10 protein-coding genes are annotated in these 11,836 nt (G+C 68.7%); 5 read left to right on the top strand and 5 right to left on the bottom strand.

The window, feature by feature from the left end:
* The first annotated feature begins 48 nt into the window (after positions 1-48).
* A complete protein-coding gene (locus tag HH212_RS12280; RefSeq protein ID WP_170202734.1) occupies positions 49-1,782 on the top strand; it encodes a histidine kinase famiy protein in 1,734 nt (577 codons plus the stop codon).
* A gap of 371 nt (positions 1,783-2,153) precedes the next feature.
* Here the strand turns inward: HH212_RS12280 and HH212_RS12275 are convergent, their stop codons facing one another.
* Positions 2,154-3,662, bottom strand: a complete 1,509-nt coding sequence (locus HH212_RS12275) for a DEAD/DEAH box helicase (protein ID WP_170202733.1) — start codon at positions 3,660-3,662, stop codon at positions 2,154-2,156.
* A gap of 383 nt (positions 3,663-4,045) precedes the next feature.
* On the opposite strand from HH212_RS12275, the gene HH212_RS12270 reads away from it, so the two are divergent.
* Positions 4,046-4,909 (top strand): EF-hand domain-containing protein, encoded by an 864-nt coding sequence (locus tag HH212_RS12270; RefSeq protein ID WP_170202732.1) that lies wholly within the window; start codon positions 4,046-4,048, stop codon positions 4,907-4,909.
* Between the two features lie 18 nt (positions 4,910-4,927).
* On the opposite strand, the gene HH212_RS12265 is transcribed toward HH212_RS12270, so the two are convergent.
* Both HH212_RS12265 and HH212_RS12260 read right to left on the bottom strand, forming a co-directional pair.
* Positions 4,928-5,545: an LON peptidase substrate-binding domain-containing protein gene (locus tag HH212_RS12265; RefSeq protein ID WP_170202731.1), complete on the bottom strand. Its 618-nt coding sequence runs from the start codon at positions 5,543-5,545 to the stop codon at positions 4,928-4,930.
* 70 nt (positions 5,546-5,615) lie between these two features.
* Positions 5,616-6,041 (bottom strand): hypothetical protein, encoded by a 426-nt coding sequence (locus tag HH212_RS12260; protein ID WP_170202730.1) that lies wholly within the window; start codon positions 6,039-6,041, stop codon positions 5,616-5,618.
* Between the two features lie 211 nt (positions 6,042-6,252).
* Between HH212_RS12260 and HH212_RS12255 the strand changes: the two genes are divergently transcribed.
* Both HH212_RS12255 and HH212_RS12250 read left to right on the top strand, forming a co-directional pair.
* The gene (locus HH212_RS12255; protein ID WP_229217689.1) at positions 6,253-8,559 is read left to right on the top strand and encodes a CHASE domain-containing protein; all 2,307 of its coding nucleotides are present in this window, start codon (positions 6,253-6,255) and stop codon (positions 8,557-8,559) included.
* Between the two features lie 93 nt (positions 8,560-8,652).
* Positions 8,653-9,936: a cytochrome P450 gene (locus tag HH212_RS12250; protein ID WP_229217688.1), complete on the top strand. Its 1,284-nt coding sequence runs from the start codon at positions 8,653-8,655 to the stop codon at positions 9,934-9,936.
* 15 nt (positions 9,937-9,951) lie between these two features.
* Here HH212_RS12250 and HH212_RS27615 read toward each other — a convergent pair whose 3' ends face one another.
* A complete protein-coding gene (locus HH212_RS27615; RefSeq protein WP_170202728.1) occupies positions 9,952-10,404 on the bottom strand; it encodes a glycine zipper 2TM domain-containing protein in 453 nt (150 codons plus the stop codon).
* Positions 10,405-10,641: 237 nt separating this feature from the next.
* Between HH212_RS27615 and HH212_RS12240 the strand changes: the two genes are divergently transcribed.
* Complete coding sequence (locus HH212_RS12240) at positions 10,642-11,307, top strand: endonuclease III domain-containing protein (protein WP_170202727.1); 666 nt, start codon at positions 10,642-10,644, stop codon at positions 11,305-11,307.
* A gap of 8 nt (positions 11,308-11,315) precedes the next feature.
* Here the strand turns inward: HH212_RS12240 and HH212_RS12235 are convergent, their stop codons facing one another.
* On the bottom strand, positions 11,316-11,750 hold the full coding sequence (locus HH212_RS12235; protein ID WP_170202726.1) for a hypothetical protein: 435 nt from the start codon (positions 11,748-11,750) through the stop codon (positions 11,316-11,318).
* Positions 11,751-11,836 lie beyond the last annotated feature (86 nt).

Genomic DNA, 11,836 nt, shown 5'->3' with positions numbered 1-11,836 from the left:
CGGCTGTGCATCGCATTTCCGTCGTACACAGGACCAAGAGGACCAACGATGGCAACCGGCAACAGCAAGGAAGAGAACCTGGAGCAAGCGCTCGATGAACAGGGCGGCGGCCAGAGCGGGGGCATACCCGCCCAAGGCCTTATCGAAGGCAACGCTTACAATCCGATGGGCGGCGCGGGCATCAATCACTGGCAGGCCGGCTTCATCAGCCGCGACGGCCTGCTGGACCGCAACAACGTGTTCTTCGCCGCGGTCGAGATGACGCGCATGCCGATGGTGGTCACCGATCCGCGCCAGCCGGACAACCCGATCGTGTTCGCCAACGGCGCCTTCCTCGACCTGACCCTGTACAAGCAGGAAGACATCATGGGCCGCAACTGCCGCCTGCTGCAGGGACCGGGCACCGACCCCGCCGCCGTGCGCGAGGTGCGCGAGGCCCTGGAGCAGGAGCGCGCGGTGGCGGTCGATCTCTTGAACTACCGCGCCGACGGCAGCCAGTTCTGGAACGCGCTGTTCATCGGCCCGGTGTTCGACGGCGACGGCAAGCTGCTGTACTTCTTCGCCTCGCAGATGGATATCAGCGAGCGGCGCCAGACCCAGGACGCCTCGCTGCAGGCGCAGAAGATGGAAGCGATCGGCCAGCTCACCGCCGGCATGGCGCACGATTTCAACAACCTGCTGCAGGTCATCAACGGCAACCTCGAAGTCACCCTGCTCAGCCTCGAAAAACCCGATGTAGCGCGCGAGGCGCTGGTGCGCGCCCAGCGCGCCGCCATGCGCGCCGGCAAGCTCACCCAGCAATTGCTGACCTTCGCGCGCAAGCAGCGCCTGGAGCCCAAGCTATTGAACATCAACGGCCTGGTGGTCGAGTTCTCCGACCTGCTGGTGCGCACGCTGGGCGACCAGGTCGAGCTACGCCTCGACCTGCGGCCCGGCCTGCCGGCCTGCGTGCTGGACCCGATCCATCTGGAGATGGCGCTGCTGAACGTGCTGATCAACGCGCGCGACGCCATGCCCGAGGGCGGCGAAGTCACGGTCGCCACTTCGTTGATCCGCGACGACGACCAGCTCAGGCGCCACAAGCTGGCGCCGGGCACCTACGTGTCGCTGTGCGTGATCGACCACGGCAGCGGCATGCCGCCGGACGTGCTGCGGCGCGCCACCGAACCCTTCTTCACCACCAAGGGACCGGGCACCGGCCTGGGACTGGCGATGGTGCACGGCTTCGTCCAGCAATCGAACGGCCGCCTCGAGATCGACAGCGAGCCGGACCAGGGCACCACGGTGCGCATGATCTTCCCGGTCGCCGACAGCGCCGCCGCACCGGCGCACGCACCCGGCGCCGGTGCGGACGGCGCGCCTGCGGACGGCACCGCCGGCCCCGGCCAGGACAAGCCGTGCGTGCTGGTGGTCGAGGACAACGACGACGTGCGCGAACTGGCCGAGAGCGTACTGGGACTGGAAGGCTACGCGGTGCTGGCGGCTCCCAGCGGCGAACAGGCGCTGGCGCTGCTGGAACGGGGGGAACGGGTCGACCTGCTGTTCACCGACGTGATCATGCCGGGCGGGATGACCGGCCTGGAACTGGTGGAAAAGGCGCACGCGCTGCGCCCCGGGCTGGCGGTGCTGGTCACCACCGGCTACATGGACGACCTGCCGGAACGCGGCCGTGCATCCGGGCTGACGATCCTGGCCAAGCCCTACAAGCACGAGGACTTGCTGGCGCGGGTGCAAAAGGCGCTGAAGATCGAGCGCCGGTTGGCGGACTGGAATGCGCCGTAACTACGCTTGGAAGGCGGACAATCGCCCGGAACGTCGTCCCCGCGAAGGCGGGGACCCATGCTGAGTATCCAAAGTTGGTATTTTTGAAGCATCCTAGTTGCTTCTAGGAACCAAATTCTCTCGCTCAGCATGGAGGGGATAATGCCAGTGGCATTATCCCCGCTTTCGCGGGGAGTCGTTCTCGGCAGTGCTGGGAACGACGAGTTGTTGGCTAGGAATGATTTTTACATTACTGCTAGCAAAAAAACCTGCTTAAGGCAGAGATAACACTTATCTTGGACAGCAATGCGCCTTCGCGGGGAGTCGTTTCAGGCAATGCCTGGAACGACGGGCGGCAGCCGCCGGCATCACGCTGAACGGCGCCCTTCGCCTTACTGCTTCGGCACCCCGCCCAGCAGGAACGCCAGTTTCTGCTTCGGCTTCGACGAAGCGGATGGCGCCGGCGCCGGTTCCTGGCGCGCGCTGGCGGCCGGCTCGTAGGGCTTGAGGAACCACGGATCGACCTTGTCGCGGCGCGGACCGGCGTAGCCGCCGCGCTGCGGACGCTCGCCGCGGTCGCCACGCTCCGCACGATCGTTGCGCTCGCCGGAACGCGGCGCGCTGTCGCCGTCGCGGCGCGGACGGGCACCGTAGCGTTCGTTGTCACGCTCGCCGCCATGGCCGCGCTCGCCGCCGGGCCGGTGGCCGCGCGAGGGCGGCGCATAGCCGGTCAATTCGCCGCGCGTGATGGTCTGCTTGATCAGCTTCTCGATGTCGGCCAGCAGGCGCTCGTCCTTGTCCGAATATACGGACAAGGCATCGCCGGTTGCGCCGGCGCGGCCGGTGCGGCCGATGCGGTGCACGTAATCCTCGGCGTTGTACGGCAGGTCGTAGTTGATCACGCATGGCAGGTCGGTGATGTCCAGGCCGCGCGCGGCGACGTCGGTCGCGACCAGCACGTCGATGTCGCCGTTCTTGAAGGCGTCGAGCGCGGCGATGCGTTCCTGCTGGGTCTTGTCGCCGTGGATGGCGGAGGCCTTGATGCCGGCCTGCTCCAGGGTGCGTGACAGGCGCGAGGCGCCGATTTTGGTGTTCGAGAACACCAGCACCTGCTTCAGGTCGCGCGCGCGGATCAGGTGCAGCACCACATCGGCCTTTTGCGCTTCCTCGACCTTGTACAGGATCTGGGTGATCGCCGTGTTGGTGGCATTGCTGCGCGCCACCTCGATGGTGAGCGGATCGTTCAGGAAGCTGCCGGCCAGCTTCTTGATCTCGGGCGAGAAGGTGGCCGAGAACATCAGGTTCTGGCGCTTCTTCGGCAGCAGGTTGATGATGCGCTGCAGGTCGGGCAGGAAGCCCATGTCGAGCATGCGGTCGGCTTCGTCCATCACCAGCATCTGCACCTGGCCCAGATTGATGTTCTTCTGTTCGACGTGGTCGAGCAGGCGGCCCGGGGTGGCGATCACGATCTCGACGCCGCGGCGCAGGATCTCGGTCTGCGGCTTCATGTCCATGCCGCCGAACACGACGGTGGAGCGCAGCGGGGTGTGCTGGGCGTAGGCCTTGACGTTGTCGGCGACCTGGATCGCCAGTTCGCGCGTCGGGGTCAGCACCAGCGCGCGCACCGCGTGGCGCGCCGGCGACATGCTGGTGTTCGCATGCGGCAGCAGCAGCTGGATGATGGGCAGCGAGAAGCTGGCGGTCTTGCCGGTACCGGTCTGGGCGGCGCCCATGACGTCGCGGCCCTGCAGCACGATCGGGATGGCCTTCGCCTGGATCGGGGTCGGGTGCTCGTAGCCCTGGTCCGACAGCGCGCGCTGGATCTCGGGCGCCAGCCCGAAATCGGCGAAGCGCACGGTAGGGGCGTCGCCGGCATCAATGGTGGTCGGTGTTTCTGACATGTTTTCTTTCAGACATTAAAAGAAGCCCGGCAAGCGCGTACAGGATGCCGCGGCGCTGGCGCGAAGTCTCTTGCAGGGACGCCTTGTGAGTTCCCTTCGATTCGTTGCGCTCTACCGCCGGGCTGCGGCCGGGCATGGCCAACGCTGGAAAACCGGGATGACGGGACGCGCTGCGGCGGGTGAGGCGCGGCGGCTTGGCTGTCAGCGCCAACCGGCGCCGCACGGACGTAGAGATAGTAAACCACGCTCAAGGTTACCTCAAATCCCACCCTCTGTACATGGATTTTGCTTTACACGGCTTTACCTGCCTTTACATGAGGGTGCCCTACGGCAACCCCGAAAGCGGTCGATAATTGCTACAGATAATCAACTAGGGATGCATCATGGTAGCCAGCATCAGCAGCAATTCCATCTCCAACTGGGTCGACAACGTCTTTTCCAAGGTCGACACGAAGAACCAGGGATACATCGACAAGGCCAGCCTGGCCAGCGCCCTGTCGGCCGCCGGCGACACCGACTCGAGCGACAGCGACATCGACGACACCATCAAGGCGCTCGACGGCGACAGCGACGGCAAGGTCAGCAAGAGCGAACTGACCGAGGCGATGACCAAGCTGTCGGACCAGCTGAACGCCCAGTTCGACGCTTCGCGCGTAAACGGCGCCGGCGGCGGCATGCCGCCGGACGGCCCGCCGCCCGACGGCGAACCGCCCGAGGATGGCGACAGCGGCAGCGTGGACACGGCCAGCGGCAGCAGCAGCAGCGCCGCCGGCGGCATGGGCGCGATGGGCGGCATGGGCGGCATGGGCGGTCCCGGCGGCATGCAGGGCATGGGCGGGCCGCGCGGCGGCGGCGGCGCCAAGAGCGAAAGCAGTAGCGACAGCAGCAGCACCGACAGTACCAGCGCCACCAGCAGCACCAGCACCGACTACGTGGCGGCGGCCGACACCGATGGCGACGGCACCGTCAGCGACGCCGAGCAGGCCGCCTACGACAAGAAGGTGGCCAGCGGCGAGATCGACAAGAACGGCAACAGCACCGACAGCGCCAGCGCCACCAGCGGCAGCAACGGTGTCGACAAGCCCGAAAAAGGCGGCCACCGCAGGGACCCGATGCACGATGTGGCGCACGCGCTGCACCTGCTCAAGGCGTATGCCGATAACAGCGCGAGCGATACCGCGAGCGCGTCGGGTTCGAGCGCTTCCAGCACGAGCGCCGCCACCAGCAGCATCAGCGTCGAGGCTTGAGAACCGCGGCGGTCCCGCTCAGGACGTGATCAGCCCGTGCTCGTCGAGCACGTCGTGCAACAGCTCCAGGCGGATCATCGGATTGTCCAGCATGAGCATGTTGTGCTTCTGCCCGTTCGGCAGCGGCAGCAGCTCGCACCAGCGGTTGGCCACCCAGCCGCAATCGTCCAGGCGGAACGGCGGCTGCACCGGCCAGCGGCTCTGCGGCACGTCGTGCAGCGACGACAGCACGCGGTCGAGGGCATCGGCCGCCCCCTTCAGGTCGGACGGCACGCGCACGGCGCGGTCGTCTTCCAGCAGCTCGGCCTCGGCCATCCACAGGCCGTCGGGACGGCGCTCGGCATCCAGCACGCGAAAGCGCGCACCGCCGCGGCAGACCACCTGCAGCAGGCCGGGCGACGAAGCGCCGCTATCCTGCACCGACGCCAGCGTACCCGCGTGCAGGAAGCGTTCCTCGCCTTCCGGCGTGCGCACTTCCTGGCCGTGGGTCAGCAGCACCACGCCGAAGGGCTCGCCCTCGCCCAGGCAGCGCGCGATCATGTCGAGATAGCGCGGCTCGAAGATCTGCAGCGGCAGCACGCCGTCAGGGAACAGCACGGTACCGAGCGGGAACAGTGGTAGGGAGATGGTCGCCATGCGCGCATGATGACAGATTCGCCGCGCGGGACGGAGCACGATTGCGAAGCCGCCCCAGCCCTCGGCAGGCCTAGTCGTCCGGCCCTTGCAGCGGCATGCCGCGCACGGCATCCGCCAGCACGCGCAGGCGCCAGCGCAGCCGCTGCCAGCCCGGATCCGGCCGCGGCAGCACCCGCACCAGCACGCGCGCGCCGGGCGCGCCGTCGCAGGCGAACGGAAACTCGCCGGCCTGCTCGAACGGCAGGCGGAACTCGCGGCCGGGCAGCACGCGCACCTGGCCGAACACGTGTGCGCGCAGGTCGCGGTTACGCAGCAGCAGGACGTCGCGCACGCCGAGCGTGAGCAGCACGCTGGGCGGCACCGGCGCGGCAGCGCCGCGCGAAAACTCGATGGCGCGCTCGCGCGTCGGATAGTCCAGCGGCGCCAGCGCGCCCCAGGCCAGCAGGGCCAGCGACACGGCCGCGGCGCCCCAGTACAGGCGGCGCATCAGGTCCATGGCGAAAGGCGGAAAAAAGGGATGATGTTCATGGCGTAGGCCAGCCATTGTAGCCGTGGCGGACGCGGGCGGCCATGCCCGTTTTTCCGCGCATCCGGCGGGAACCTGAACGCGTATGCTAAGCTTCGACGGCGCGGTCGTTCGCGCCTCGCCTGCCTGCGCTTCCCCATCGGCACGGACCCATTACATCGCCCCCGGCGCGCCCGCATCCATGCCGCATCCACACCAGCCACCCGTTCCGTCCACCGACCGCCCTGCCCTGCGCGGCCGCGCCTTCGTTCCCTTCCTGCTGGCCGCGTTCGTGCTGCTGGTGTCCCTGGGCGTCACCTGGCTGGTCGCCGCGAATGCCCGGCACACCGCCCGCAGCGAACTGGAAAACACCTTTCACTACCGCGCGCGCGACCTGGAACGCCTGATGGCGGACCGCATGGCGGTGTACGAGCAGGTCTTGCAAGGCACGCGCGGCTTCCTGCGCGGCTCGGTCGACATCAGCCGTGCCGACTTCGCCCAGTACTACGGCGTGCTGCGCCTGAACGAACGCTTTCCCGGCTTCGAGGCGCTGGGCATCGCCACCATCGTCGATCCGGCGCGGCTGGCCGCGCACGAGGCGCAGGTGCGCGCCGAAGGCTATCCGGGCTACGCGGTCACCCCGGCGGGCCGGCGCGACCTGCTCACCGCGATCGCCCATATCCAGCCGCTCACCCGGCGCAACCTACGCGCCTTCGGCTACGACATGTACAGCGAGCCGACCCGGCGCGCCGCCATGGACGCGGCGCGCGATACCGGCCGCGCCGCGTCCACCGCCAAGCTGACGCTGGTGCAGGAAGGCGCCGCCGGCGACAGCGCGCCCCAATCCGGTTTCCTGATGTACGTGCCGGTGTACCGCGCCGGCCAGGCGCACGCCACGGTAGAACAGCGGCGCGCGGCCATCGTCGGCTGGGTGTACGCCCCGTTCCGCACCGCCGACCTGATGCACGGGCTGGGCGGCGAGCATGCCGCCGACCTGGAGGTGGCGCTGTACGACGGCCGCACGCAGGCCGTGGAGGCCCTGCTGTACCGCTCCGGCGGCGCCGCCGGCGCCGGCGTCAGCACGCGCCGGCCGCTGTTCGCGCGCAACGCGCTGCTGGACAATGCCGGGCGTCCGTGGACCCTGGCGATCCGTTCCTCGCCCGCCTTCGAAGCGGGCCTCGAACGCGGCCCGGGCCGCGCGATCGCCTTCGGCGGCGCCGGCCTCGGGCTGCTGCTCGCCTTCATCGTCTGGCTGCTGGCGACCGAGCGCCGGCGCGCGCTGCAGCTGGCCGGCGCCATGACGGTCGAACTGCGCGCCTCGCGCGACCGCATCGACGCCGAGCGCGCGCGCATCCGCCTGATCCTGCAGAACGCCTACGACGCTTTCGTCGCGGTGGACCCGAGCGGTTGCGTGACCGACTGGAACGCGCAGGCCTGCGCGCTGTTCGGCTGGAAGGAAGAAGAGGCGCTCGGGCGCGACGCCATCGCCCTGCTGGTCCCGGCCGGCCAGCGCGAGGAAGAGCGCGCCTGCCTGAAACGCTTCGCCGCGAGCGGCGCATGCGCGCGCCTGTCCGGCCCCTACGAAACCACGGCGCTCGACCGCCACGGCCAGGAAATCCCGGTGGAGGTCGCGATCACGGCGCTGCCCACTGCGCGCGGCCACGGCGTCACCGCCTTCGTGCGCGACATCCGGCCGCGCCGCGACGCCGAGGCGCGCGAACGGCACCGCCAGCAGCGCCTGGACGAGGCGCGCGGCGCCCTGCTGCGCTCGCAGAAGCTGGAAGCGGTGGGCAAGCTGACCGGCGGCGTGGCGCACGACTTCAACAACATCCTGCACATCATCAGCGTCAACGTCCAGCTGATGCTGAGACACGGGGAAGGCGAACGCAAGCGCCTGCTCGGCATCGGCGATGCGGTCGAGCGCGGCAAGAAGCTGTCGGCGCAGCTGCTCGCCTTCGCCCGGCGCCAGCCGCTGCACCCGAGCGTGGTCAGCCTGGCGCAGCTGATCGAGCGCATGGACACGCTGCTGCACCGCGCCGCCGGCGACGCCATCGCGATCCGCTTCGCCATCCCGCCCGGCCTGTGGCACGCGCTGGTCGATCCCAACCAGCTGGAAAACGTGCTGCTCAACCTGGTGATCAACGCGCGCGACGCGATGGACGGCCAGGGCAGCATCGTCATCGCGCTGGACAACCTGGCGGTGGCGCCCGGCGACGCGCTGGCCGACACCGGCATCGCCCCCGGCGAATTCGTGACGGTGGCGGTACGCGACACCGGCAGCGGCATGCCGCCGGACGTGATGGAGCGCGCCTTCGAGCCCTTCTTCACGACCAAGCCCGAGGGCAAGGGCACCGGCCTGGGCCTGTCGATGGCGCACGGCTTCGCCGAGCAGAGCGGCGGCCATATCCGGCTGGCCAGCACGCCCGGCGCCGGCACCACCGTCACCCTGTACCTGCCGCGCGCACTGCAGGAAACGGCGGATCCGCTGTCCGCGCCGGCGCCGCACTGAGGCCGCCGCGGCTGGCGTCCGGGGCGAACGTGCGCCGGTCGCGCGCGCCGCGCGGCTACACTGGGGCCGGCTTCACTGGAGAACGGATACTACGTGGCACCCATCAACAGCAAACCGGCACCGAACGACGTCGGGCGCGCCGTCCCGCATGCGCGCGGATTCGACAATGCCATTTCCCTGCTGCGCGAAGGCTACCGCTTCATGCCGCGCCGCTTCGAGGCGCTGGGAGCGGATGCGTTCACGACGCGCCTGATGCTGAGGAAGGTGCTGTGCGTGCGCGGCGAGGACGGCGCCCGCATGTTTTATCAACCGGGACGCTTCCGCCGCAAGACCGGCCTGCCGCCGACCGCGCTGGCGCTGCTGCAGGACTTCGGCAGCGTCACCACCCACGAAGGCGACATGCACCGCCAGCGCAAGGCCATGTTCATGTCGCTGTTCGGTCCGCACGAGCGCCAGCGCCTGGTCGACCTGGCCGCGGCGCAGTGGCGCGAGCGCTTCGACAAATGGCGCGGCATGCCGGGCGTGATCGTGCACCACGAAGCGGAGATCGTGCTGTGCCGCGCGGTGTGCCAGTGGGCCGGCATTCCGATCGGCCCGGAAGAAGCGACCCAGCGCGCGCGCGAGTTCTCGGCGATGGTGGACGGCGCCGCCTCGGTCGGCCCGCGCAACTGGAAGGCGCTGCTGATCCGTACCCGCACCGAGCACTGGGCGCGCGCATTGATCGACGCCGTGCGCGCCGGGACCATCCAGGTGCCGCTTGAGAGTCCGCTGAGCGTGATCGCGCGCCACCGCGACGCCGACGGAGAACTCCTGCGGCGAAAGCACGCAGCCGTGGAACTGATCAACCTGCTGCGCCCGACCGTGGCGGTGTCGCGCTTCATCGCCTTCGGCGTGCTGGCGCTGCACCAGCATCCGCAGAGCCGCGCGCGCCTGGCGGAGGACGACACCTATCTCACCTGGTTCGCGCAGGAAGTGCGGCGCTATTACCCGTTCATTCCGGCGATCGGCGGCGTCGCCAGCCACGACTTCGACTGGCACGGCATGCGCATCGCGAAAGGGACGTGGGTCTTGATCGACCTGTACGGCACCGACCATCATCCGGCATCATGGGGCGACCCGGAAACCTTCCGGCCGGAGCGCTTCGAGCGCTGGGAAAGCAGCGGGTTCGACCTGATCCCGCAGGGCGGCGGCGACCATTACGCCGGCCACCGCTGCCCCGGCGAATTCGCCACGCTCGACCTGGTGAAATCGGCGTTGCGCCTGTTCGCCACCGAGATCGACTACGCGGTGCCGCCGCAGGACCTGACGGTCAGCCTGCGGCGCATGCCGACCTTGCCGGCCAGCGGAATGGTGATCAGGGACGTGCGGCCGTTATAAATTCCGCCCGACCGATCAACCCTGGTGCACCAGGCGGCCCTGCTGCACGCGCACGCGGTCGCCATTGCGGAAACGCGGATTGCCCTGCTCGGTGAAGGTGCGATGGCCGCCGTTGGCCATTTTGACGCGCACGTCGGTATAGGTCACCGCCTTCATGTTGCGCTCCAGGCGATTGCCGCCGTAGGCGCCGCCCACCGCGCCCGCGATGGTGGCCAGCGTGCGGCCGTTGCCGCTGCCGACCTGGTTGCCCACCAGGCCGCCCAGCACCGCGCCGCCGGCGGCGCCCAGGCCGCTGCCGCGTTCGGCATCGCGCTGGTAGGTATTGGTCGACACCACGGTGCCGCAGTTCGAGCATTGGTTGTAGTGGTTCTGCGGTGCAGCCTGGCTGACGGCCGGTGCGGCGCCGGCGGTGACGAAGGCGGCAACCAGGGCCGCGCGAGCGATGGTACGGATAGCGATGTTCTTCATGATGTTCCCCTCAAAAGTGTTCTTGTGACAAGCATGGTAGAGAGCTTATAGAGGGAACGGCGCACGGGAAAGGGAGAAACGGTATCAGATGCAAGCGGATGTAACCGGCTGTGCCTGGCAGTAATCCGCCTCGCCGGATGGGTCGGCATCGCCGTCCTGTGCGTCACAGAACGGAAGCACGGCCGGGTGCCACCTATCCTTGAGCCGTCCGCCCCTGGCGATTGAAAGATCCGGCTCATGGAAAAACGTCCCTTCGACATCGGCATCGCCCTCGAACGCATCGAGCAAGCCGTGCAACCCTGGCCCAAGGCCGCCCTGTTCCAGCTGTTCGAGGAAGGCTATACGACCACCTTCGAGCAACTGCTGGCCTGCATCATCTCGATCCGCACCTACGACGAGGCGACGCTGCCGATCTCGCGCAGGCTGTTCGCGCGGGCGCGCACGCCGGCGCAGGTCGCCCGGCTGAGCTGGGAAGCGCTGGATGCCCTGATCAGCCCCAGCACCTTCCACGAGCGCAAGGCCAACCAGATCCTGGCCATCGCGCGCGCCGTGGAAGCAGCCTACGGCGACGTCCTGCCCGGCGAACGCGAGGTGCTGCTGTCGTTCGCCGGCGTCGGCCCCAAATGCGCCAACCTGGTGCTGGGCGTCGCCTGCGGCACGCCCGTGATCAGTGTCGACATCCACGTGCACCGGGTGACCGGGCGCTGGGGCTACGTGAAAGCGTCGACGCCGGAAAAGACCCTGGCCGCGTTGGAAGCCAAATTGCCGCGCGCGCACTGGATCGACATCAACCGCCTGCTGGTGCCCTTCGGTAAGCACATCTGCACCGGCAACCGGCCGCGCTGCTCGACCTGCCCGGTTTTGGACATGTGCGACCAGGTGGGCGTGACCGAGCAGCGCTGACACGTTTTTCAGCCATGGCCGCGGTGCTTCCTGCGCACCGCGCGCCGCGCCCGCCCGATCGCCCGCGCGATGTTGATCGCCACGAGCACATAGCCGACCCAGCGCGCGCCATGCGGCGGCAGGCTGGACGCCAGGTCGGGCAGGTGCGCTTCCAGCACGCGCGCGATTTCGCTGGCGAAGGGGAGCATGGCCAGCAGCGCGGCGTTCAGCCAGCCGCCGAGCGAACGCAGGATGGTGCGCAGCCGCTGCCCGATCGCCGGTGCTGCGTGCCGTCCCGCTTCATCGCGTCGATCGGCGCGCGCCAGACGGGTCCATTGGTAGACGATCCAGAGGATCGAAACCAGGGCCGCCAGCGGCGGCAAGGCATCGGCGATGGCGCCGACGATCGACGTTGCCACGTCCGCCAGGGGCAGGACGTCGAGGGTGGATGCAAGCTCGTACATTGAAAACCTCTACCTTGAATGAACCCGTGCCGGACGGGCGCTGCCTGTTCCGATCCACGATGCCGGACCGGAAACGAAAAAGCCCG

Source organism: Massilia forsythiae, assembly GCF_012849555.1.
Taxonomy (GTDB): domain Bacteria; phylum Pseudomonadota; class Gammaproteobacteria; order Burkholderiales; family Burkholderiaceae_D; genus Telluria; species Telluria forsythiae.
The sequence above is the reverse complement of the archived record's forward strand: the minus strand, read 5'-3'. Positions and strand labels throughout refer to the sequence as shown.